General features: G+C 36.9%; 24 protein-coding genes. 7 read left to right on the top strand and 17 right to left on the bottom strand.

The features are described from left to right. Positions 1-32: 32 nt before the first annotated feature. On the bottom strand, positions 33-167 hold the full coding sequence (locus B4F31_RS04485; protein ID WP_286760713.1) for a hypothetical protein: 135 nt from the start codon (positions 165-167) through the stop codon (positions 33-35). A 52-nt stretch (positions 168-219) separates the two neighbouring features. Between B4F31_RS04485 and B4F31_RS04480 the strand changes: the two genes are divergently transcribed. From B4F31_RS04480 to B4F31_RS04455, 6 genes are all read left to right on the top strand, one after another. Then, positions 220-1,647, top strand: coding sequence for an exonuclease domain-containing protein (locus tag B4F31_RS04480; RefSeq protein WP_286760712.1), 1,428 nt, complete (start codon positions 220-222; stop codon positions 1,645-1,647). A 245-nt stretch (positions 1,648-1,892) separates the two neighbouring features. Continuing rightward, complete coding sequence (gene ric, locus B4F31_RS04475; RefSeq protein WP_075326081.1) at positions 1,893-2,615, top strand: iron-sulfur cluster repair di-iron protein; 723 nt, start codon at positions 1,893-1,895, stop codon at positions 2,613-2,615. A 206-nt stretch (positions 2,616-2,821) separates the two neighbouring features. Further along, positions 2,822-4,120 (top strand): hypothetical protein, encoded by a 1,299-nt coding sequence (locus tag B4F31_RS04470; protein ID WP_286760711.1) that lies wholly within the window; start codon positions 2,822-2,824, stop codon positions 4,118-4,120. A 93-nt stretch (positions 4,121-4,213) separates the two neighbouring features. Continuing rightward, on the top strand, positions 4,214-4,570 hold the full coding sequence (locus B4F31_RS04465; RefSeq protein ID WP_335740080.1) for a type II toxin-antitoxin system RelE/ParE family toxin: 357 nt from the start codon (positions 4,214-4,216) through the stop codon (positions 4,568-4,570). Continuing rightward, a complete protein-coding gene (locus B4F31_RS04460) occupies positions 4,570-4,860 on the top strand; it encodes a helix-turn-helix domain-containing protein (RefSeq protein ID WP_093306305.1) in 291 nt (96 codons plus the stop codon). The genes B4F31_RS04465 and B4F31_RS04460 overlap by 1 nt, the downstream gene beginning before the upstream one ends. A 113-nt stretch (positions 4,861-4,973) precedes the next feature. Then, a complete protein-coding gene (locus B4F31_RS04455; RefSeq protein ID WP_075326077.1) occupies positions 4,974-5,570 on the top strand; it encodes a Crp/Fnr family transcriptional regulator in 597 nt (198 codons plus the stop codon). A 5-nt stretch (positions 5,571-5,575) separates the two neighbouring features. On the opposite strand, the gene B4F31_RS04450 is transcribed toward B4F31_RS04455, so the two are convergent. The 14 genes from B4F31_RS04450 to B4F31_RS04385 all read right to left on the bottom strand — a co-directional run bounded on the left by B4F31_RS04450 (position 5,576) and on the right by B4F31_RS04385 (position 17,892). Next, on the bottom strand, positions 5,576-6,358 hold the full coding sequence (locus tag B4F31_RS04450) for an ABC transporter permease (RefSeq protein WP_286760710.1): 783 nt from the start codon (positions 6,356-6,358) through the stop codon (positions 5,576-5,578). Between the two features lie 5 nt (positions 6,359-6,363). Continuing rightward, positions 6,364-7,059: an ABC transporter ATP-binding protein gene (locus B4F31_RS04445; RefSeq protein ID WP_286760709.1), complete on the bottom strand. Its 696-nt coding sequence runs from the start codon at positions 7,057-7,059 to the stop codon at positions 6,364-6,366. Further along, entirely contained in the window at positions 7,053-8,288 is a 1,236-nt protein-coding gene (locus tag B4F31_RS04440; protein WP_286760708.1) for a nitrous oxide reductase family maturation protein NosD, read from the bottom strand. The genes B4F31_RS04445 and B4F31_RS04440 overlap by 7 nt, the downstream gene beginning before the upstream one ends. Positions 8,289-8,294: 6 nt before the next feature. Continuing rightward, on the bottom strand, positions 8,295-8,699 hold the full coding sequence (locus B4F31_RS04435) for a nitrous oxide reductase accessory protein NosL (protein WP_286760707.1): 405 nt from the start codon (positions 8,697-8,699) through the stop codon (positions 8,295-8,297). Beyond that, a complete protein-coding gene (locus B4F31_RS04430; protein WP_286760706.1) occupies positions 8,699-9,313 on the bottom strand; it encodes a hypothetical protein in 615 nt (204 codons plus the stop codon). Before B4F31_RS04430 ends, B4F31_RS04435 begins: the two co-directional genes overlap by 1 nt. 130 nt (positions 9,314-9,443) lie before the next feature. Beyond that, positions 9,444-11,411 (bottom strand): Sec-dependent nitrous-oxide reductase, encoded by a 1,968-nt coding sequence (gene nosZ / locus B4F31_RS04425; protein ID WP_083634156.1) that lies wholly within the window; start codon positions 11,409-11,411, stop codon positions 9,444-9,446. A gap of 68 nt (positions 11,412-11,479) precedes the next feature. After that, positions 11,480-11,995, bottom strand: coding sequence for a c-type cytochrome (locus B4F31_RS04420; protein ID WP_075326071.1), 516 nt, complete (start codon positions 11,993-11,995; stop codon positions 11,480-11,482). A gap of 293 nt (positions 11,996-12,288) precedes the next feature. Beyond that, on the bottom strand, positions 12,289-12,705 hold the full coding sequence (locus B4F31_RS04415) for a hypothetical protein (RefSeq protein WP_075326070.1): 417 nt from the start codon (positions 12,703-12,705) through the stop codon (positions 12,289-12,291). 6 nt (positions 12,706-12,711) lie between these two features. Next, the gene (locus B4F31_RS04410) at positions 12,712-13,125 is read right to left on the bottom strand and encodes a GreA/GreB family elongation factor (RefSeq protein WP_075326069.1); all 414 of its coding nucleotides are present in this window, start codon (positions 13,123-13,125) and stop codon (positions 12,712-12,714) included. Between the two features lie 17 nt (positions 13,126-13,142). Further along, positions 13,143-14,423, bottom strand: coding sequence for a Glu/Leu/Phe/Val family dehydrogenase (locus B4F31_RS04405; RefSeq protein WP_075326068.1), 1,281 nt, complete (start codon positions 14,421-14,423; stop codon positions 13,143-13,145). 12 nt (positions 14,424-14,435) lie between these two features. Further along, the gene (locus B4F31_RS04400; protein WP_286760705.1) at positions 14,436-14,600 is read right to left on the bottom strand and encodes a hypothetical protein; all 165 of its coding nucleotides are present in this window, start codon (positions 14,598-14,600) and stop codon (positions 14,436-14,438) included. Positions 14,601-14,770: 170 nt separating this feature from the next. Further along, entirely contained in the window at positions 14,771-16,090 is a 1,320-nt protein-coding gene (locus tag B4F31_RS04395) for a sigma-54-dependent transcriptional regulator (RefSeq protein ID WP_075326067.1), read from the bottom strand. A gap of 1 nt (position 16,091) precedes the next feature. Then, complete coding sequence (locus B4F31_RS04390) at positions 16,092-17,192, bottom strand: sensor histidine kinase (RefSeq protein WP_075326066.1); 1,101 nt, start codon at positions 17,190-17,192, stop codon at positions 16,092-16,094. Between the two features lie 157 nt (positions 17,193-17,349). Continuing rightward, positions 17,350-17,892, bottom strand: a complete 543-nt coding sequence (locus B4F31_RS04385) for a lipid-binding SYLF domain-containing protein (protein ID WP_286760704.1) — start codon at positions 17,890-17,892, stop codon at positions 17,350-17,352. A gap of 317 nt (positions 17,893-18,209) precedes the next feature. Between B4F31_RS04385 and katG the strand changes: the two genes are divergently transcribed. Continuing rightward, positions 18,210-20,465 carry a catalase/peroxidase HPI gene (katG, locus tag B4F31_RS04380; protein WP_286760703.1) on the top strand — a complete coding sequence of 752 codons (2,256 nt, stop codon included), beginning with the start codon at positions 18,210-18,212 and terminating at the stop codon, positions 20,463-20,465. Positions 20,466-20,541: 76 nt separating this feature from the next. On the opposite strand, the gene B4F31_RS04375 is transcribed toward katG, so the two are convergent. Together B4F31_RS04375 and B4F31_RS04370 are read right to left on the bottom strand one after the other, a co-directional pair. After that, positions 20,542-21,228, bottom strand: coding sequence for an MCP four helix bundle domain-containing protein (locus B4F31_RS04375; protein ID WP_177195728.1), 687 nt, complete (start codon positions 21,226-21,228; stop codon positions 20,542-20,544). A gap of 136 nt (positions 21,229-21,364) precedes the next feature. Further along, the gene (locus B4F31_RS04370; RefSeq protein WP_075326063.1) at positions 21,365-22,051 is read right to left on the bottom strand and encodes an outer membrane beta-barrel protein; all 687 of its coding nucleotides are present in this window, start codon (positions 22,049-22,051) and stop codon (positions 21,365-21,367) included. Positions 22,052-22,169: the final 118 nt, after the last annotated feature.

Below are 22,169 nucleotides of genomic sequence, written 5' to 3'. Positions count from 1 at the left end.
CGGGATTATTTCAGGGTCCAGGATATTAATACTTATTTCATTTTAGATCCTGAACCGGGTTCAGGATGACGAACCAGGGAAACATCAAACCTTGTCTGGTTGAACGGAGTGGAGATCTCTTTAGGCTTCAGCCTGACGAAACCTAACCAGATAAGGAATATTTCCATTATTTAGTATTTTTTCCTTTTAAACTTTCAGAAATAATCATAATTTGGCCGCATGAAAGATGTGAAATTTGCCATAACCGATATTGAAACCACCGGCGGCGGCATTAAAGGCAATAAGATCACCGAAATTTGCGTGCTGGTAGTGCAAAACGGAAAAGTTATAGACGAGTACAGCTCCCTGGTAAATCCCGGGACCGAGATTCCGCTATACATTGAAACGCTTACCAACATCAATGATAAAATGGTGGCCGATGCACCAAAATTCGCCGAAATAGCTTCTGAAATTGATAAAATCACCAAAGATTGTGTGTTTGTGGCCCACAATGTGAATTTTGATTATAATATTATTAAGGCAGAATTTAATAATCTGGAACTGCCATTTCAAAGAAAACGCCTGTGTACGGTACGGCTGGCCAAAAAACTAATTCCGGGGCTTTTTTCTTATAGCCTGGGAAATATTTGCACCTCTATAAATATTCCGCACGTAGATAGGCACAGGGCGCGCGGCGATTGTGAGGCTACAGTCACGCTTTTTCAGCGTTGCCTGGACCTGGATCCCGATTATGAGGTTTTTAAAGCATTTTTAAATCAAAGAACGGCGGCTTCTTATCTTCCGCCCAATTTTAAAAATTCAGATTTCGAAAAATTACCCGCTACAACCGGAGTCTATTTCTTTAAAGATAAAGATGGGATTCCACTTTATATAGGGAAAGCTAAAAATATTAAAAGCCGCATAAAATCTCATTTTCAGGAAAAATCTAACCGGAAATATAAGCTGATGCAGGCCACTTACAGCATAGACTACGAACTTACCGGCAGTGAATTGCTGGCACTTTTACGGGAATCTGCTTTAATTTTAAAATATTTCCCTGAATTCAATAAAGCCCAGAAAAAGGTGAGCAGGCCTTATACGCTTACCTCCTACCACAACCAAAAAGGGATTGAGCAATTTGTGATTCATAAAAACAAAGTCTCGCCGGTAAGCTGGATGAAGTTTTACACGCGAGAGGAAGCCATAAAATTCCTGGAAAATATTTGCCAGGAATTTGATTTATGCCCGCGGTATTGCGGCTTGCAAACCGGTGTATCACAATGCAGTCATTATAAAATAACCAGTTGCAGCGGGATGTGCAAAGGCGAAATTGATAAAGAAGAATACAACCAGCGGGTTTCTAAGGCGGTAGAGTATATTCAGCAATATGAAAATTCCTGTTTGCTGGTAGAAAAAGGAAGAACTAAAGCTGAAAAATCTTTTATCTACCTCAAGAAAGGTCGCTATGCCGGCTACGGATTTGTAGAAAATTCTGATGATTTTAATGGTCCCGAACAATTTGAAGATTACCTGGTACCGCAAACAAATTCCAGTTATGCCGATAGGATTGTGAACCGGTATTTAAACACCAAAAAGAACATTACCCGTTTAGACCTGAATACCGGTGAAGAAGTGGAAGAACGCGAAGCCGAAGAATGGTTTGGGTAAATTAATTCATATTTTTTTAAGTTGAAATGCAATACGCATCTTCCGCACCAGGGTTAAGCGCACAAATTTTTAAGTTGAATTTTTAATCGGTTTTTTGGGGATTTTCAGCAACTCCTACCACGAATTCAGGAAGGTTTAAATTGCGTTTATCGGGCAATTTTTAGGCTTATGACCAGACTCATAAAATAGCAGGAAGTCAAGGCAGATATTTGTAGAGAAATATTGTTCAACTTAAAGTTATTATTATGAATACCGAAACTGTAAAAACCGTAGCCGATTATGTTACCGAAAATATTAAAAACGCGCACCTGTTTAAAAAACACGGGATCGATTTTTGTTGCGGTGGCGGAATTAGTTTAGCCCAGGCTGCGACAAAAGCTAATGTGAGCCTTGAGGTACTGAAGAAAGAATTAGAGGAAACAGCCACGGTTACCACTCCCGGTTACGATTACAAAAACTGGAAACTGGATTTCTTAACCGACCATATTATAAACGTACATCACCAGTATGTAGAAGAAAATATCCCATTACTTATTCAATATGCGGCGCGTGTTGCCAAAGTGCACGGCCACGAAAGACCAGAACTTATAAGAATTCAGCAATTATTTACCGAAGTTGCCCAGGAATTAAGCGCCCATTTAAAGAAAGAAGAACTTATTCTATTTCCATTTATCAAGAAACTGGTAAGAGCCGAGGAAGAAGGAACACCGGCACCAAAACCGCAATTTGGAAAAATTGATAATCCTATTAAAATGATGGAAACTGAGCACGATGATGCCGGTGCCATTTTTAAAGAAATTTCAGAATTAAGCGATAATTACAATTATCCTGAATGGGCTTGTAATACCTACAGGGCATTTTATGCAAAACTGGAAGAATTTGAAACCGACCTGCATCACCACGTGCATTTAGAAAACAATATACTTTTCCCTAAGGCCATTGAGCTTGAACGCAGTTTAAACAGTTAAAGGTTGTTATATCCTGGAATCCCCATGCCAGGGTAGATTTAGTTTTTTATTTTAGAATGTTTTAATTGTGTTGATGAAACCCCGTAGCAGCAATGTTACGGGGTTAATTTTTGCTAATAATTGTAACAATACAGCCATAACCCTCATTGTAATCCCGATTTTTACCGGGAGCAGCAATCTATAAATTTTACTCAAACCGGGAGTGATTGCTTAACCTTACTCGGTATGGTGTTCCTAGTTCAATTTTTAAGTTAACTTCTTTTCTTTTTAGTATCTTTCGGCCTATGTTGCGTTTGGATTTAAAAGCTCATCACAAAATAGCTATCGCCTATTTTTTCCTGGCCGCTTTGCTGGGAATTTTCCTGAGATTATTTTACGTAACCCCGGTTCCCGGGAATTATAAATACATTCTTCACACGCATTCCCATATTGCTTTATTGGGTTGGGTGTATCTCGCTTTAACCGGCATTATTTATAGATTGTTTTTTCATAAAACTGAACTTTCAAGAAAATACATCTATATTTTCCTGGCTACAAATATTAGTTTGTTAGGAATGTTGTTTAGTTTTCCCTTCCAGGGCTATGCGGTGATTTCCATAATTTTTTCAACACTTTTCCTAATCTGCTCCTATTTTTATGCAGGCTTTGTGCTCCGCAATATTCCAAAGAAGCATAGTACAACTAAAAGCTTTAAACTTATAAAAGCAGCCTTATGGTATATGGTAATTTCCAGCATAGGACCCTGGGCGCTTGGAGGGATTATGAGTACCCTGGGCAATACCTCAATTTGGTATAAACTCGCTGTATATTTCTATTTGCATTTTCAGTATAATGCCTGGTTTTTAGTGGCCTTACTGGGAATTTTATTTTATCTCTTTCAAAAATTAAATATAGATTTTGGCAGAAAGAAATTTAAACGGTTTTTCCTGTTGCTGAATTCCGGCGTTATTTTAAGCTTTTTTCTTTCCACTTACTGGACCAACCCACCGTTAATATTTTATCTAATGGGTGGGCTCGGAGTGATTTTACTCCTCATCGCTTTTTACCAGTTTTTCGCCTTTATACTGCGGAATAGAAATCTTCTAAAAACAGGATTAAGTTCATTTAGTTATCGACTTTTAATGATTTCAGGCATATTGTTAGTCGGTAAAATTTTAATGCAAAGCCTTAGCGCCATACCCTTCTTCGCCGATTTGGCTTTTAATAATCTTGACTTTGTAATTGGCTATTTGCACTGGGTTTTCCTGGGTTTTGTTTCCCTGGCTTTATTCGCTTTCCTAAACTGGTTCAAGCTAATTCGAATCCCGAAAAATGCTTTTTACCTTTACCTCAGCGGTTTTCTAATTTCAGAAGCACTAATTTTCTACAAGGGCCTGGTACTTTGGTTAGGACTGCCTTTTTTTGGTAATTACTTTCTTTTACTGGTTTTAGTAAGTGCCTTAATGCCTATTGCCGTGGGATGGATTTTAGGAGTGAATTTGTTGAAAAGGCCGCCTCAAGAATAATTAATTTTCTTTCCTCGATAATCGAGATTTAAATGCTCCGAGGTAGTTTACGATGATTTATATCTATTTTGAAAATAGTAACTTTTAAGTTACATTTGTATTGGTGGAAAAATTAGAAAAGTAATAGCATACAAGAATTATTTTCAAGATTTCCTGAGCAAACAACCTATAAAAGTTCAGGATAAAATCTATAAATTAATTGAAGCTATAGAAACATTTGACCGCATTCCATCACATTATTTAAAAGCTCTAAAAGAGACAAACGGGCTTTACGAAGCACGCATAAAATTAGGCTCTGATATTTGGCGGGTTTTCTGTTTTTTCGACAAAGGAAAATTAGTGATTTTACTAAATGGTTTCACTAAAAAAACACAGAAAACTCCGAAAAGAGAAATAGACAAAGCTTTAAAATTAATGAAATCGTATTACTTAGATAAAAAGAAAAAATGATGGATGCAAAAGACTGGAAAACAATAAAAAATGAAGTTTACGGAGAGAAAGGAACTCCAAGAAGAGATGAATTAGACAGGGATTTTGAATCTTTTAAAATAGGTCTTTTACTAAGAAAAGCGAGGGAAGAAAAAAACCTTACCCAAGACCAATTAGCAGAATTAATTGACAAGAAACGCACATATATTTCCCGGGTAGAAAACAACGGCAGTAATTTAACTTTAAAAACTCTCTACGATATCGTGGAAAAAGGGCTCGGAGGAAAAGTAAAGATTTCAATAGAAATGTAAGTGATCACACGTCTTAGGCTGTTACTACCTGTCACCAACTATCTCAAATTTTGACCACATTAACCTATGGTTTCCTTGTTTTTTATAAGTTTGCTTTGATTAAAATTTAAAATATGGTTGCGGAAAATATTTTACTGGAATTTGGAGCTTCAAGAGAAACCTACCATAAAGGCGATCAACTTTTTAGGGAAGGCGAAATTGCACTTAATTTCTTTCAAATTATTTCCGGGGAGATCAAGATGAACAATTATAACGCCGACGGAAAGGAGTTTATACAGGGAATGTTTACTGACGGCCAAACTTTTGGCGAACCACCCTTGCTGGCCGATGTGAAATATCCTGCCAATGCCGAAGCCATAAAAACCTCTGAAGTTTTAAAACTACCAAAACTAAATTTCCTGGAGCTACTTACAAAGCATCCCGAAACCCACCTAAAACTCACCCGCACCTTGGCTGAAAGGCTTTTTTACAAAGCGATTATGGTTTCCGAAATTTCGAGCCAGGACCCGGAGCATCGAATAATCAGAATCCTGGATTATCTAAAGCGTTACGTGCATCAAATTGAAGGGCAGTTTAAATTTAAAGTAAACCTGACCCGCCAACAGATAGCCGATTTAACCGGACTGCGCGTAGAAACCGTTATTAGGGCTATGAAAGGCCTGGAGAAAAAAGGCGAACTAAAAATTAGAAGCGGAAAAGTTTATCGTTAATTCGGTTAAAAATCTTTTTTTGAAGCCAGGCGCAGCATTCCCCAAACCGGTAGAATTACCCAGGCCAGCAACACACCAAAACTTATTATACTCCCTTTAGTTGTTCCGAAAAATGATTTAAACACTGCACCGGTATATCCTAAAAGTGCTGAAATATCTAATTTTAGTAAAATTAAGGTTCGGCTTAAATCTATAGGATTTAGTACACTTGCAGCCAAGGCAAAATCTTCTAAAGGATATTCCTGGAAATACATTAAAAGTAAAAGGAAAATTCCGTCGTAAATAATTGCCAGGAAAAGCCACATTAAAATTGCCATCCCGAAACCTTTAATTTTATTCTCAAACCTGAGAGCAATTCCAAAGGAAAGTGCGGTAAAAATAAAAGTTAGAAAAGAACCCACTACCAATAAAGAAAGGAAATCCCAAATGGCTGAAGATTCAAATAAGCCATAAATTATAAAAGGAATTCCCAGCCCCAAAACCAGGCTAAGAGCCAACGATATTGCCACGCCTAAATATTGCCCTAAAAAAATATGTTTACGGGCTATGGGTTGCGCCAGGAGCAGCTCGGTAAATTCCCGGGAATTATAAAAATACATAATCCCAAAAATAGTCCCAATAAGCGGTACCAGAACAATAATAACATTCATTAAGGTAATGATCGCATTAGAAAGGTCGTTGTTTAAAAACAATAACACCAAACCTAATAACAGATAGAAGAAGAAATAAACAAAGCTCCACCGACTTCTAAAAAGATCAAAAAAACTGTATTTAAGAATTTTAAACATAAGGCTTAGGTTAAAATTTGAGCAATAGCGTGTTCAAGATCATCCTGACCGGTTTGTGTTTTTAGCTCGGTAATACTACCGTTAAAATAAATTACGCCTTCTAACAAGAATAAGATTCTATCAGCTGTTTCTTCTACGAAATTCATAATGTGAGAAGTAATAATTATTGTTTTTCCGGCTGCTTTTTCCTTTTGCAATAACTCTCTGAGTATTATTAAAGAAGCAGGATCCAGCCCTGAGGTAGGTTCATCTAAAATTATCAACGGACTATCAAACATAAAACACAGTACGATATTCACTTTTTGGCGGGTACCACCAGAAAGTTTACTCAGTTTTTTATCCAGGAAATTTTCTATACCAAAAAAAGCAATTAGTTCTTTATCCCGGGCAGGTTTTCCCCTTAGATCCTTGATCATTCCAATCAATTCTTTTACGGTAAGGTTGCCAGGAAAATTGGCAATTTGCGGTAGATAATCAATCTCCTGCCGGTAGTCACTTTGCCGGCGAATTTTCTTACCATTTACAGCGATTTCTCCTTTTTGCGGAATTACCATACCCAGCAAGCTTTTAATAAGCGTGGTTTTTCCTGAACCATTGGGGCCAAGCACCGCAATTATTCCCGGGACATTGGTCTCTAGGTTTAAGCCGTTTAAAACCTTTTGGGATCCAAAACGTTTATGAAGATTTGTTACCGTTACCATTGTATTTTTCTAATATAAGGTTGTTCGTCCAGCACATTGGCCGGTGTAAAAATGGGAGAAACTTTTTCTGAAAATTCAATCAGGTCTATAAACAGGCTTCTAAGCATTACAATACTTTCAGGCGTTTTATCTACTAAATAAGAAAATAAACTCACCGGCCTGTAAGGGATATCTCCAAAATTGTTTTTATCAAGATCGTAGCCGGAATAATTGCTCCAATAATTCCCGTTAAAAGTATTCCCGTTACTATGCCCAGTATAGGTAAGATCAAAAGAATTATATAAAAAATTATTTCGCTTAAAAACGTTATTGTAGCAGCCTCCTCTAATTTTTACAGCATAGCCGTTACTTTTAAAATCGTTTTCTAAATAATTTATCCGGTTGGTATTATCGGCGCTAATGCCAACGGTATTTTCTTCAAAAGTATTCTGTTTTAATTCAGAGTCTGTTATGTCCTTCAGCAACAAACCGTAAGAAGCGCTTCCCCAGTTGTTTTTAAAGGTATTGCGGTACATTAAAATTTCTTTTGAATACATTACCGCTACTCCTGCTCCATTGTTTTCAAAAAGATTCCCGGAATAGGTATTACCATCAGAAAACATAAAATGCAGCCCGTATCTTAAATTATTCTTACATACATTATTTATAATTTCGGTATCGTCTGTAAATTCCAGGTAAATTCCGTCGCGAACGCCTTCCAGGTGATTATCTTCAATATGCATTTCTGAAGTTTTCCAAAGATGAATAGCATTGCCGGAATGAGCCTGGCTGGTTGCTTTCCCGGTTACCTTGTTACCAACAATACGTCCGTTATTAGAACGTTCTATTAAAATTCCGAAGAAAATATTATCAAAACGGTTATTCTTAACTTCAAAATTAGTGGAATTACTTACTAAAATTGCGGAAAAATCGCTGGTATGACTTCTCCCTATATTGATGATTTTAAAGCCTTCAATTGTAAATGCATCAGCCCTAAAACTAATTGCCGTGCCTTGCATTTCAGCATCAATAACCGGGAAATCTTCGCCAATTAGGGTTAAAGATTTATCACTTATAACAATATCATTTTCTTTGTAAACACCGGGTTTTACCCTAATGGTGTCCCCAGATTTCGCAACTTCAACCGCGTTTTTGATAGATTTGATTTCACAGGTTTCACAAACCGTAATTTCTGTAGCGTAAAAGCTGAAACTAATAAAAGAAAGGAAGATGAAGAGCACAGCTTTCATTATAAATTACTTAAAATTATTTTTCAATTCTTCCCAATCTTGAAGTTCATCGCTATCCCGACTCTCTTTTTTCACAGCTGCAAGGTTTGCGCCCATTGGGCTTCTTAAGCTATCATTTTGCACAAATTCGGCTTCAGAAACCGGAAGCATTTTACCGGGTTTATCGTAATTAGATACTAGAAGAAAGGAGGTTTGGTATTCTCTCTGGTTCATATCATTAACCAAACATTCTATAGCATCATACTTATATTGTTTTCCTTTATCGGTCACCATTTGTGCCGAATAAGCCTGCTCTACAATAGTCATTTGACAAAAATGGCAATTGTCTTCACCATAATTGATTGGTTCGGGCTCAAAATTACAGGCCGAAAAAACAAATACTATGGTTAATATGTAAAATGAAAATTTCATTATTTAATAGTTTTTAAAGCTTTTTTTCGAATCCACCAGGCTACCAAAGTTAAAGACATTCCAATAAACATTAGATAAGCACCGGTTCTGGGATACGAATGAGCCGTAAAGTTCAGAATTTTTTGAGTACCGAATAATGGTGGTTTATAGTTTATAGGATTTCCCTCAGAATCGGTTAATTTTATAATTGCCTTAGGATCCAGATCTGTACCATAATCTAACAACCAATTATTGAAATCGTACATTCCCAGCAAACCAAGAACAAGCATTAAGATAAACCAACCTAAAAACCAGGAAGCGGGGATTTTTTTAAAAAATCCTAAAGCACCTAAGAGAACTCCTAATATCGCCATACCCGCAATGACTATGGGAAAAACCCGGAACTCCCACATTTCAGCCGGCTTTGGAATTTTCTTCATTCCTATATAATGATTTACCCCGTCTATATTCTGAATATCAAATTCTTCTTCTCCTTCTATCCCGCTAATAAAAATATCCATTCCCATAGGATCGGGGTATTGGGGTGCGCCAAGTTGAATATTCCATAAAGGAAAATAAAACAGGCCTAACAAGAGAAGTGAGCCCAATATCATTAAAATTGCAGATCGTTTCATATGCTTATGTATTATTAAACAGATTTGGGAGGCTATAAAAAAGTATTGTCTTAGAAAGTCTTTAAAAAATAAAGGAGGGCGCAAACAACTGGCCGCCACCCTCCTTTTTCAATCTAAAAACAACCTTTAACTAGTTACTTGTATATTCGTCATCTAAGCCCCATTTCATCGGGGTATTAGCTCCTTCTGCAGAAACTCTTATGTAACCCTGCATTTCCTGGTGAAGTGCAGAACAGAAGTCGGTACAATAGAATGGCCATACACCGGGTTTCTTAGGTTCCCAGGTAATGGTTTTTGTTTGTCCGGGCATTATTAAAAGCTCTGAAGTATTAGCTCCAATTACTGCGAAACCGTGAGGTACATCAAAATCCTGCTCTAAGTTGGTTACGTGGAAATATACTTTATCTCCCACGTGAATACCTTCAAGGTTATCTGGAGCAAAGTGGCTTCTTACCGTGGTCATATACACGTGAACTTCATTGCCCTCACGAACCATTTTGGTTTCACTTTCATTAACAGCGGCATACTTGTGATTATTCTCATCTAAACGATAAATCTTTTTTGAATTTTCTTTGATTTTATCGGCTTTAATGGCAGCTGCGTAATGCGGCTCACCGTGTGTTGGAAAATCAAGTAACAACTCCATTTTATCACCTGAAATATCAAACAACTGCGCAGAGTGTTCTAGCTCGGGGCCGGTTGGTAAATACCTGTCTTTGGTAATTTTGTTTAAGGAAATCATATATTTTCCATCTGGTTTTCTTGAGTTTCCTCCAGAAATCATTAAGTGACCTACAGAGTAATAACTAGGCTGTCTATCTACAACTTCCCAGGTATCTAATTTCCATTTTACAACTTCAGAAGAGATAAAGAATGTAGTATAAGCATTTCCTTTATCATCAAATTCGGTGTGCAATGGGCCTAAACCTGCTTCCTTAACGGTTCCTGCTAAGGTAGACTCGAAATTAAGTACTGGAATTCCGTAAGCATCTCCATCAAATTCTTCATTTTCAATAGCATCAAGCATTTTACTGAATGAATGCACGGTAAGGTCACTGGAAAGTTTTCCGTTTCCAATAATATATTCTCCTGAAGGATCTACATCACAACCGTGAGGAGATTTGGGAGTTGGCATAAAATATACTGCACCGGGTATATCACGAGGATCTACTCTAAGCACTTCGTTTTTGGTGGTAGAAATAGTAGTTTGAGTATCGTGGTCAAACACATTATGAACATACTCAGCATCCATAGTTTCCCCGCCTCCATTTTCTACATATTCGCTTATTTTCTTCCAGTTAACTGCAGCAATAAAATCCTTATCGTTTTGCGAAGCATTTACTTCCTGCATAGTATGTGATTCTTCGGTATTATACGTAGTAAAGAAGAACCAACCGTGAGATTCCCCACGCCCTGGGTGAGAAAGATCATAGTTAAAGCCGGGCATATCTATTTGAAAGTCAATTTCCATATGGCCATCATCGCCTACTGCAATAAAAGTTAAGGGCCCTCTAAAATTTCCTTTCATTTCATCTATAGGCATGTCTTTTTGAGGATAAGGCACTGAAAATCGTGTACCGGCCACCACATATTCGGTGTTTTCGGTAACATAAGAAGAAGAGTGGTTACCCGCACTGTGTGGGATCTCAATAATCTCTTCGGTTTCAAAAGTTTCCAGACTTATTCTGGCAATCCTGGGGGTGTTGTTCTCATTTATAAAAATCCACCTTCCATCTATTTCCCCGTTAGTTTGAGAAATATCGGGGTGGTGAGAATCTCCCCACGGCACCATACCAAACGAGGTTTTTAGCATATCTTTAGTTTCTTCGGAATAACCATACCCATTGGTAGGAAACTGAGAAAATACAGGAATTTCTTTTAGCATCCTTCCAGATGGAAGCCCGTAAACGGTTAGGTTCCCACTGTAACCTCCAGAAAGGAAAGCGTAGTATTCGTCGTGTTCTCCAGGGCTAACATAAACTTTTTCTGCAGCGCTGGAAGCCATAGCACCCGATTTCCCTCCTTCATCATTCTGGTTACAGGATGTAAAGATTGCGGCAAGTGCAAATACGGCGATAAAATTTGTGATTGTTTTCATATGATTAGGTATTATTTCAAATATGGTTCAAAACTAAAGTGTAGGTTTATAGGTTTTTATGAGTATCATCAGTTTTCGGCATCATACTGTCTAAAATATTCTACAATAGCCCTGGCCTGATCTTCTTCCAGTCCCTGATTGGCCATAATTGCCATATTAGACTCTACCATTAATCTTTTGGCGATAGGATCTTTTTTAATCATCTCTTCGGGATTAAGAATCATATTCATAATCCATTCTGGTGATCTTCTTTCGGTTACACCTTCTATAGCCGGACCAACAAATTTCTTATCCATTTTATGGCAGGCAGAACACATATTCTTAAAGATACTGGCTCCATTGGCTGCCATATCAGAATTAATGCTTTCTGGCAAATCCAAAGATTTTACCGGGCCAATTCCTTTATTAGATAAATCGTCTCCCGAATCTGCGGCAGCTTCTGTGGTTTCAGTTTCTTTTTCTTTTGGTTGTGAAGAGTAATCGTCCAGGCGTAGGCTTTCTTTTTCGTCTTTTTCAGAATTGCCACAAGCCACAAAAGAAAATACCAGCGCTACAGCCAATCCTATTTTTACAATTAATTTCATAGTTATAGATTTTGATTTCGGTGGTAAAATTACCCGAGAAGTCAATCTTATTTTATGACCCCAATCATAAGGAAGGGGATCAACTGAAACAGAACTGCTTAAGCCACTGTTAATAAGGTATTTAAATTAAATATATGGAGTGAAGTTTTACGGTAATTTTTAATAAAATATTTCTGTATTTTAAAATGAATCTAATTCTGAGTAGTAGAGGCTACTATTCATTTTTAAAAACAAAAAAGGGGCGATTAAAAATCGCCCCACATTAGTCAACCAAACACAGTCAAATTTAAAAACTAGTTGAAACTAACTTTTAAGAATTTAAATATCAAAACTTTAAGCTGTCGAAAATCTTTAAAATGTTTTCTAAGTGTGGTTTTAAAAACCAGGTGATCTTTTAAATAAAAGTTTTCACACTGCACATCGTCACATTCTTTTAATCCCTCCAATTTATTTTTATAATCAAAGAAGGTGGTTAAATGAAACTCATTGGCCTTATTTATTAACTCCAGTTGTTTCTTTAAGTAAGAAGCATCTTCCTGGTTTATTTCTACCTTAATAGTTTCTTTTAAACCTGATTTCAAAATATTGCTGAAGAAATTAATTTCCTCACTTATATAAATTAGGTGTTCTTCCCAGTCTTCTGATTCAGTTTGGATACTTAAAATTTGTATTTCCTCATCATTATGATGTTCCTGAAATTTTTCCCTCATCTTCCTTTATTTTTGCATTTTCATTTCCCTTACCATCTGTTCTACTTTTATAATATCAATAGCGTTCTTACCAGTTGGGAATTCCCATTCTACCTTATCTCCCTGGGCATAGCCAAATAAGGCCAGACCCATAGGAGCAAGAATAGAAATCTTATTTTCTTTAATATTGCTATGATCTGGAGTAACAATTTGGTATGTTCTATTAATACCAAAAGGAGTAGCTATTTCAACTTTAGAGTTGAATCTCACCACATCTTCGGGCATATTTTTTTCACTCACAATTTTAGCAAATTCAAGTTCGTTCTTTAGCTTTTCTATAGACGCACGGTAGGTACTATCTTTATAATATTGCGCCATGGAAACTATACGTTTTAAAAGCTCATATTCTACCTTTTCAATTATAATGACATCATATTTCATTTCTTCACAACAATTAATTAAGGAAAAATACCTCGCTGGTTATAGGCCGTCTCAATCCTGGAAATAGCCAGAATATAAGCAGCAGTTCGCCAGTCGGTTTTTCGTTCTTCAACTTCTTTTTCAACTTTCTTAAACACCTGAAGCAATTTTTTCTCTAATTTCTGCATTACTTCATCAAGCTCCCATAATTCACCATTACGGTTTTGCAGCCATTCAAAATAACTACCAATCACACCTCCAGAATTACATAAAATATCGGGTATAATGGTGATTCCTTTCTCCAAAAGAATCGCTTCACCTTCTTCGTTTGTAGGTCCATTAGCACCTTCAGCAACTATTGAAGCTTTTATTTTGAAAGCATTATCACCGGTAATCTGGTTACCCAGAGCAGCAGGAATTAGAATATCGCATTCCAGGCCAAAGAAATCTTCAGGATTCATTTCGTTTGCGTCAGTAAAGCCCTGGATAGATCCTTTTCTTGGACTTGAATGTTCAAATAATTTTTCTACTGAAATTCCTTCTTCATTATACAATGTGGCGTGGGCATCCTGTACAGCAATCATTTTAGCACCGTCTTCAATTAAGAATTTGGAAGCCCAATAGCCTACATTTCCAAATCCCTGCACAATAAAGGTTTTATCTTTTAGAGATTCTCCACGAGATTTCACAAGTTCTTTAGTGGTTAAATACACCCCAAAACCAGTAGCACGATCACGGCCTTCCAAACCGCCAGAGCCTACCGGCTTCCCGGTTACCACGTGCTGATTTTGCGAACGTTCTGAAGTAGAGATTGTAGACATATAAGTATCTGCAATCCAGGCCATAGTTTGCGCATTGGTATTTACATCTGGCGCAGGAATATCATGTTCCGGTCCTATATTTTCACCTAATGCATAGGTAAACCTACGGGTAATACGTTCCAGTTCTGCATCAGAATAATTACGGGGATCTATCTGGATTCCTCCTTTAGCACCTCCATAGGGTAAACCTGCCAACGAGGTTTTCCAGGTCATCCACATGGCCAGGGCTTTGGCTGCATCTACATCTACCGTTGGGTGGTATCGTAAGCCGCCTTTATATGGTCCCAGGGCATTATTATGCTGCACCCGGTAACCGGTAAAAATCTCTACTTTACCATTATCCATTTTCACGGGAAAATGTACCACGATCTCGTTATTGGTAATTTCAAGTATTTTCTTAATATTTGGATTTAGATCTATGATATCGGCTGTTTTATTAAACTGCTTAATAACCGTATCATACATACTTTGTTTGGGCATTGACTTTGTTGCTATCATTCTTTTATAATTTTATTGAAAATGTTCACAATACATTTTTCTGTTATCTTTCCAGCTGCAGTGGTGCCTTAAATCGCAATTAAAGCAAAGCGTTTTAAAGAGTTCGCTACCTGCATGCTTCAGTTCCTTTTCACTTTCTTCCAAAACTGCCGGTCTTTCCATTTCAACTATATTCATAGAATCTGTATTTTGGAATACACTAAAGCTAAAGCTGTGCCCAAAAAATTAAAAAATGAGAATATATATTTTAAAGTATTGATTATCAGAACTCAAAGAAGTAAAATTGAATTCCTATTATTTTCTGCATTGGAAAGAAATTACCCGGGTGGGAGATAATTACCCGCAGCTTATTTAATCTTTTCCCGTAAGGTTTTACGGTCTATTTGAAGGATTTCTGCTGCTTTAGATTTGTTTTGATCTACCGCTGCAAGAACTTTTAAAATATGCTTTTTTTCTACTTCTTTTAAGGCAACTAATTCTTCATCTACAGCCGGGACCTGGTATTTTACCGAAGCAGGTAGGTCTTGCGGAAGAATTTCATCTTCACTCATAATTATGGCTCGTTGAATCACGTTTTCTAATTCCCTAATATTCCCCGGCCAATTGTAACGCTTTAAAATCTCAACAGTTTTATCTGATAATTTTAAACCGGTTTTGCCATAATCCTGTTGGTATTTATCCAGAAAAGTTTTGGTAAGGGGAACAATATCTTCTTTTCTTTCCCGTAAAGGCGGGGTAAGAATATCTACCACATTTAAACGATAGTAAAGATCTTCCCTGAAAGTTCCTCTTTCTACCATTTCCCTTAAATCGCTGTTTGTTGCAGCAATTACCCGAACCTGGATTTTTTCTGAATTTCTACCGCCCAGTTTTCTTACTTCTTTTTCCTGAAGCACACGCAATAACCTAACCTGAACCGCCAGTGAGGCTGTACCAATTTCATCTAAAAAAATAGTACCGCCATTAGCAGCCTGGAAGTAACCTTCGCGGGTTTCTGAAGCACCTGTATAAGCTCCTTTAGTAGAACCAAATAATTCTGATTCCAGTAAATTCTCGGGAATAGCACCACAGTTAACTGCAATAAATGGATTTTGAGCAAAAGAACCTTTATAATGAATTGCCCGTGCCACCAGTTCTTTCCCGGTACCACTCTCTCCTCTTATTAAAATTGTAGCACGGTTATTTTTCACTCTTTCTATAATATCTACCAACTCTTCAAATTTTGCTGAAGAGCCAACCATTCCGCCATAATTATTTCTAATTTCGGGTGAAGAAGCGGTTTTTTTCGTTGATGTACGGTTGACTAAAGATTTTTTAACTGAAGTAAGTAACTCGTTTTTAGTAAATGGTTTAGGCAAATAATCTAAAGCACCAGATTTTATTGCGGTAAGTGCATTATCTATAGAAGGATAGCCGGTAATTACAAGTTTAGGAATTTCAGGATAATGATCGTCTACATATTTCACCAATTCCATTCCGTTCATTCCCGGCATTTGTAAATCGGTGATCAATAAATCTATACTGCTATGCTTTAAAATATCTATAGCTTCCATCACCGAACCAGCCTTGTAAGTATGGTAATTCTCCTGTTTTAGGTGGCGGTCCAGTACTTCAAGCATATCATAATCGTCATCTACAATAAGTAAGTTTTCTTTGCGTATAGACATATTAGAAATTCAATGGTAATTTTATTTTAAAAATAGTTCCTTTTGGAATGTTATCGGCAATGCTAATTTCTCCTTTATGACTTTTAATTATCCCGTGAACCACACTTAATCCAAGACCGGAACCTTCCCCCAGTGGTTTTGTAGTATAAAAAGGTTCAAAAATTTTATCTTTCACTTCAGGAGCAATTCCTTTTCCTTCATCGGCAATTTCAATAGTATAATGTGTTTCGTTATTATTAATGGAAATAACAATTTTGGAATTTTCCGGAGAATAATAAATCGCATTAATCACTAAATTAAAAAATACCTGGGTTAATTGTATAGGGTCTACCTGTGCTTTTAAAGCAGGATCCTGAATATTAAATTTAAACCGAATATTAGCTTTTTTAAAATTAGGTTTTAAAAGCGAAAGCGCCTGGGTAATAATGGGTTTCACCTTAATTTTTTTAATGTCTTGCGGCATATCACAGGAGAAAAACATAAGCTTTTTTACAACTTCCCTAGAATAAATTGCTGAATTAAGGATCTTTTGCGCATCTCGTTTTGTTTGCTTTTCAGCCGTTTTTTCTTCAATAAATTCAGCAAAACCTAAAATATTACCTAACGGAGTATTAAGCTCGTGCGCTATTCCCGCGGTAATTTCTCCCAGAATAGCCAACCGGTCATTTCTTGCAGCGGTTTGTTTTAAATGTTCTTCCTGTATTTTAATATTTTGGCGTTCAAAAAACAGCGCAATTTCATCGGCTATTTTATCTAAAAGTCGCTGTTCTTCCACCAAAAAATGCGCTTTAGATAAATCTGAGGCCGGATAATGTACTTTTATGAAACCTATTTCATTTTCAGAAATTTTAATAATACTTTTTTGAGAATAACCTTCTTTTGGAATTGGATTAGAACTCAAATGATACGATTCACATTGTATCTCTACAGTAGCCAATTCTGGAAAACGCCAGGCATTTTTAAGAATTTTCACAATAGATTCTAAAGTAGCTTCATAAGAACCCTCAAACTCCCTTATAGCCGATGAAACCTGATAAAGACAGGAGAGTTCTTTAATTCGCTCTTGCAATTTCTCTTCTACAGAAATACTTTCAGGTATCATCTTAAACAGGATTCTTTTAGCAAAGATAAGGGGATTTATTAAGCTAAATGAATTTGGGTTAAGTTTGATGTAGTAAAGTAAAATACCTTTTAAAAATTAGGGTATAAAACAAAAAAGCGGCTTCTAAAGCCGCTTTCATATTTAAAATAATTATTTTCTATCTAGGTTGAAAGGAAAAACGCTGCCCTCCTACAGAAACTCCTGCCATTGCTCCACCTTTTGGAATGGTAACTACGGCAACTCCGTCTTGAAAATCAATACTTTGAGAAGCTCCTTTATCAAGTATTACGGCAGATGCATTTGCAGAAAGCTCGTAATCTCCTTCTTTAAATCTTTCCAGATCGGCATCGGTTTCAAAGAAAAGCACTTCAATAAAAGCCTTTCCTCCAGCCTGCAAGCCAATATCTACCTGTTTAAGGTCTGCATATCCTATAATAGTATTGTTTTTATAAACAACGCCATTACCGGAAGCTCCTCCAATTAAATAAGCTCCCTTTCCCACGTTTGGAAAAATAGCGTAACCGGCAGAGCTATTTAGCAATTCAGAAGCGTTAGCGTGATTCTGCCTAATTTCATTTCTTGCATCACTAGCATCACTTCTAAGATCATCTTCAGTATTTTGCATACTTCCACAGCTTGCAAAAAGCAAAAGTACAAATACAAATACTGGTTTGTAAAAATTGTTGGTTAGTGTTTTCATTTCTTCATTAGTTTTTGGTTTCCTTATGAAATTAGTCATTCAATTCGAGAAAAATTGTTAACCGACTGTTATTTTGCTCAATATTAGCTTTATAGCACAAATAGTTAAAGAAAACACAATCAAATTAGCCTAAAAATAACAAAAAACGAAGCGAGGGTCTAAAAGCTCAGGCCATCTTTATGATTCAAAATGTTCGCCATTTTTAGTATATTATAGTTTTTACTTAACCACTATAGTTATTTAGTATGAAAAACAAATTTCCATAAGAAATAATTATAGTAATTTTATCCTATTAATCCTTTAAAACTCTCCAAATTATGGAAAAAAACGATCACAGAAACCATCCCGATAATCACAAGGTATGGGAAGTAAACGAATCCAGTCGTTGCCCGTTTATGGGTGGCGCACTTGATAAAACCGCAGGAAGCGGAACATCTAACCGTGACTGGTGGCCTAACCAATTAAACCTTTCAATTTTAAGACAACATTCCAATTTGTCCAATCCTATGGACGAAGATTTTAATTATGCAGAAGAATTTAAAAGTCTGGACCTAAAAGCTGTAAAGAAAGATATTTTTAAGTTAATGGAAGATTCCCAGGAATGGTGGCCGGCAGATTATGGCCATTATGGTCCTTTCTTTATACGTATGGCCTGGCATAGTGCCGGAACCTACCGTATAGGTGATGGTCGGGGAGGTGCCAGCTCTGGTTCACAGCGATTTGCACCATTAAATAGCTGGCCAGATAATGCTAACCTGGATAAAGCCCGACTTTTACTATGGCCAATTAAAGAAAAATATGGAAGAAAAATTTCCTGGGCAGATCTTATGATCCTTACCGGAAACTGTGCTCTGGAATCTATGGGATTAGAAACCTTTGGATTTGGTGGTGGCCGCGAAGACATTTGGGAACCGGAAGAAGACATCTATTGGGGTTCAGAAGGTGAATGGCTGGGAAATAAAGAAAGATATTCTGAAAATAACGAATTGGAAAGTCCGTTAGGAGCTTCCCACATGGGACTCATTTACGTAAATCCGGAAGGACCTAACGGAAATCCCGATCCGGTTGCGGCAGCTAAAGATATTCGCGAAACTTTTGGACGCATGGCGATGAACGATTATGAAACGGTTGCACTTATAGCCGGAGGCCACACTTTTGGAAAAACCCACGGTGCCGGAGACGCCGAGCAATATGTTGGTGCAGAACCTGCAGGCAGCGCTATTGAAGAAATGGGATTAGGCTGGAAAAACAGTATGGGAAAAGGAAATGCTGAAGATACTATTACCAGTGGAATTGAAGGAGCCTGGACCAATACTCCTACCAAATGGAGCAACAGCTTCTTTGACAACCTATTTAAATATGACTGGGAATGCATTAAAGGACCGGGTGGCGCTTACCAATGGAAACCAAAAGATAATGCCGGTGCCGGTACAATTCCAGATGCACACGATCCTTCTAAAAGTCACGCTCCTTTTATGCTAACTACCGATTTATCTTTAAAGGAAGATGAGGCATACGAGAAGATTTCCAGAAATTTTTACGAGAATCCTGAAGAATTTGCAGAAGCATTTTCTAAAGCCTGGTATAAATTAACCCACCGTGATATGGGACCACTTTCGCGCTATTTGGGCCCTGAAGTTCCTTCAGAAGAGCTTATTTGGCAAGATCCTGTACCAAAAGTAGATCACGAATTAATTAATGATAAAGACGTAGCTGAACTTAAGAAAAAAATCCTTAATTCAGGTTTAACGGTATCGCAGTTGGTATCTACCGCCTGGGGATCGGCCTCTACTTTTCGAAATTCAGATAAAAGAGGGGGAGCCAATGGTGCTCGTATTAGGCTTGAACCACAAAGACACTGGGAGGTTAACAATCCGCCACAATTGCAACAGGTAATCACAAAGCTTGAAAATATTCAAAAAGAGTTTAATGAAGCGCAAATCGGAAACAAAAAGGTTTCCCTTGCAGATCTTATTGTACTTGGAGGCTGCGTGGCTATTAAGAAAGCTGCAGCAGATGCCGGTTTTGATATTGGGGTCCCATTTACCCCGGGACGTACCGATGCCACGGCAGAGCAAACCGATGTGGAAGCTTTTGAACCCTTAGAACCTAATGCTGACGGTTTCCGAAATTATGCCAGAAACAGGGATAATATTTCAGCTTCGGCTGAAGAAATGCTTGTAGACAGAGCTCAATTATTAAGCTTAACCCCGCCAGAAATGACTGTTTTAGTTGGCGGAATGCGTGTTTTAAATACAAACTTTGACGGCTCAAAACACGGGGTTTTTACAGATCGTCCAGGGCAGTTAACCAACGATTTCTTTAAGAACATTCTGGATATGCGAACCACCTGGAAAGCAACATCAGATTCTCAAACCGAATTTGAAGGAAGCGACCGTACCAGTAAAAAAGTAAAGTGGACCGGCACAAGAGTAGATCTTATTTTTGGATCAAACTCTGAGCTTCGAGCTTTAGCAGAAGTATACGGGTGTGACGACTCACAGGAAAAGTTTGTAAAAGACTTTGTGAAAGCCTGGGATAAGGTTATGAACTTAGATCGTTTTGATATTTAATTACTAAAAATCAGGTAATAATTTAACCCCATAATTATCAAATTATGGGGTTTATTTTTTTTGAATTTTTTCAGTATTAATTCAGCTCAAATTGCTGTTTGGGTTGACGTAATAGCTTTTCTAAACCTAAAAGACGAAGTACAAAAACACCGATTAAAATGGTTAATGCAATTTTAAAATAGTAGAGTAAAGAAGTGATTCCCGAACTTGATTTATAATGTGCCATTAATTGTTGTCCTACTTCCGGTTGAATGCTGGCAATATTATGCAAATCCAGGTTTAAAACTTTAAAATAATCGTTCGCATTTTTATTAATTAGATAGCTGGCAGTAGTAAAATCTTCTTCCTTTAAATTTTCAAGAATGGTGTTTTCCAAAACCAGGTACTCTTTATAATGCTTCTGAAAATCTTCAAAGTAAACCTCTTCCCGCTCTACTAAATAGGTTTGACTATAATCTTGTAAAACCTGATCCATTTTAGAATTATACGTCGTAATTTCGTTTAAATTGAAAGCTGCATTATACTCCCCATTGTCCTTAATATCTTCAAAGAGCATTCTTTTTTCATGGAGAATTTCAGAAAGCTCATAAATTTGGGATGCAGGTAGAAGACGATCCTGATAAAGAGAAGAAAAATCCTGATCTATGCTTTTCAAACTCCTTTTCTCAATAAATTCGGTAATTAGCAAGAACGCAAAAAAAGCACTTAACAATAAAATAAGACGTTTGCGCTTTTTTGGCTTTATGGAATAGAGGTCTTTCATTTTAATAAATTTAGGCATGCAAATATACCTATCAATTTAATGATTTTAAGTCATTTATATTATGATTATCCTCATAAAAAAAGCCTTAATTGAAAAATTAACAATTAAGGCTTGATATTTACTTTTTACTTTTCGGTTAGAAATAACATCCTCTACCTCTTCTTCGCCCGGTATTAGATTCACTATCGCCAATTTTAAAGCTAAGGCTAAGCAGGAATTGATTTAACCTGGTGTCTGTAAATTCTGCCCGGTTTACACCGTAATCTCCATTATTAATATCTACATCTTGAATTTCTGCTGAAGCTAAACTTCTATCATAACGAAGATCAATTTCAAATCTTCCAAACCCCACCTTTATTCCAGCCTGAGCCGCGAGTGGAGTATTTTGTGCTACAATAGTTTGATTTAATGGCTCGGTACCCTCAAGAGTTGCATTCATTATATTCTGGTATGCAGGTCCGGCATAAACATCTACAGGGCCCCATATATTATAGCCAAATAATAATGGAATACTTAATTTTTCTACAGCATAGGTAGAATTCTGATTTGGAAAGGGAAATACAGTTTCCATAGAATTGTAAATTATTTCAGGACGAACGAAGAATTTATCGAAATTCAATTCAAAAAATATACCGGCGTGAAAACCAAACTGCGATTCAGCATTAAAGGTATCTGAGTTAAATCCTTCCCCAGAATCAAGTCCGGTTAATTCGCCTCCCATGACATAATTACCACCACCTTTTATCCCAAAACTATACTCCTGGGCCTGAGTAAAAGACACGCAAAAAATGCTAATAATAATCAGTAGAAAATATCTGTTCATAAAAATAGATTTATAGGTCTGTTCTTCGCGGGTAAATATATCAATTATCTAAAATAATAATAGAGTTCCCGGTTTCTTTTTAACGCATAAAAATTCAATTGCGTATATATCTTCCATA

The organism is Salegentibacter sp. UBA1130 (genome assembly GCF_002311535.1).
Lineage (GTDB): Bacteria > Bacteroidota > Bacteroidia > Flavobacteriales > Flavobacteriaceae > Salegentibacter > Salegentibacter agarivorans.
The sequence above is the reverse complement of the archived record's forward strand: the minus strand, read 5'-3'. Positions and strand labels throughout refer to the sequence as shown.

Bases quoted from the DNA above. Each gene is read 5' to 3' on its own strand.
- B4F31_RS04375 (WP_177195728.1), bottom strand. From the start codon at position 21,228: ATGAAAGACCTCTATTCCATAAAGCCAAAAAAGCGCAAACGTCTTATT.
- B4F31_RS04370 (WP_075326063.1), bottom strand. From the start codon at position 22,051: ATGAACAGATATTTTCTACTGATTATTATTAGCATTTTTTGCGTGTCT.
- B4F31_RS04445 (WP_286760709.1), bottom strand. From the start codon at position 7,059: ATGGTAACGGTAACAAATCTTCATAAACGTTTTGGATCCCAAAAGGTT.
- B4F31_RS04415 (WP_075326070.1), bottom strand. From the start codon at position 12,705: ATGAGGGAAAAATTTCAGGAACATCATAATGATGAGGAAATACAAATT.
- B4F31_RS04430 (WP_286760706.1), bottom strand. From the start codon at position 9,313: ATGAAACGATCTGCAATTTTAATGATATTGGGCTCACTTCTCTTGTTA.
- B4F31_RS04455 (WP_075326077.1), top strand. From the start codon at position 4,974: ATGGTTGCGGAAAATATTTTACTGGAATTTGGAGCTTCAAGAGAAACC.
- B4F31_RS04485 (WP_286760713.1), bottom strand. From the start codon at position 167: ATGGAAATATTCCTTATCTGGTTAGGTTTCGTCAGGCTGAAGCCTAAA.
- B4F31_RS04460 (WP_093306305.1), top strand. From the start codon at position 4,570: ATGGATGCAAAAGACTGGAAAACAATAAAAAATGAAGTTTACGGAGAG.
- B4F31_RS04385 (WP_286760704.1), bottom strand. From the start codon at position 17,892: ATGAAAACACTAACCAACAATTTTTACAAACCAGTATTTGTATTTGTA.
- B4F31_RS04420 (WP_075326071.1), bottom strand. From the start codon at position 11,995: ATGAAATTAATTGTAAAAATAGGATTGGCTGTAGCGCTGGTATTTTCT.
- B4F31_RS04395 (WP_075326067.1), bottom strand. From the start codon at position 16,090: ATGTCTATACGCAAAGAAAACTTACTTATTGTAGATGACGATTATGAT.
- B4F31_RS04400 (WP_286760705.1), bottom strand. From the start codon at position 14,600: ATGAATATAGTTGAAATGGAAAGACCGGCAGTTTTGGAAGAAAGTGAA.
- B4F31_RS04435 (WP_286760707.1), bottom strand. From the start codon at position 8,699: ATGAAATTTTCATTTTACATATTAACCATAGTATTTGTTTTTTCGGCC.
- B4F31_RS04450 (WP_286760710.1), bottom strand. From the start codon at position 6,358: ATGTTTAAAATTCTTAAATACAGTTTTTTTGATCTTTTTAGAAGTCGG.
- B4F31_RS04410 (WP_075326069.1), bottom strand. From the start codon at position 13,125: ATGAAATATGATGTCATTATAATTGAAAAGGTAGAATATGAGCTTTTA.
- katG (WP_286760703.1), top strand. From the start codon at position 18,210: ATGGAAAAAAACGATCACAGAAACCATCCCGATAATCACAAGGTATGG.
- B4F31_RS04405 (WP_075326068.1), bottom strand. From the start codon at position 14,423: ATGATAGCAACAAAGTCAATGCCCAAACAAAGTATGTATGATACGGTT.
- B4F31_RS04480 (WP_286760712.1), top strand. From the start codon at position 220: ATGAAAGATGTGAAATTTGCCATAACCGATATTGAAACCACCGGCGGC.
- B4F31_RS04390 (WP_075326066.1), bottom strand. From the start codon at position 17,192: ATGATACCTGAAAGTATTTCTGTAGAAGAGAAATTGCAAGAGCGAATT.
- ric (WP_075326081.1), top strand. From the start codon at position 1,893: ATGAATACCGAAACTGTAAAAACCGTAGCCGATTATGTTACCGAAAAT.
- nosZ (WP_083634156.1), bottom strand. From the start codon at position 11,411: ATGAAAACAATCACAAATTTTATCGCCGTATTTGCACTTGCCGCAATC.
- B4F31_RS04440 (WP_286760708.1), bottom strand. From the start codon at position 8,288: ATGAAAGCTGTGCTCTTCATCTTCCTTTCTTTTATTAGTTTCAGCTTT.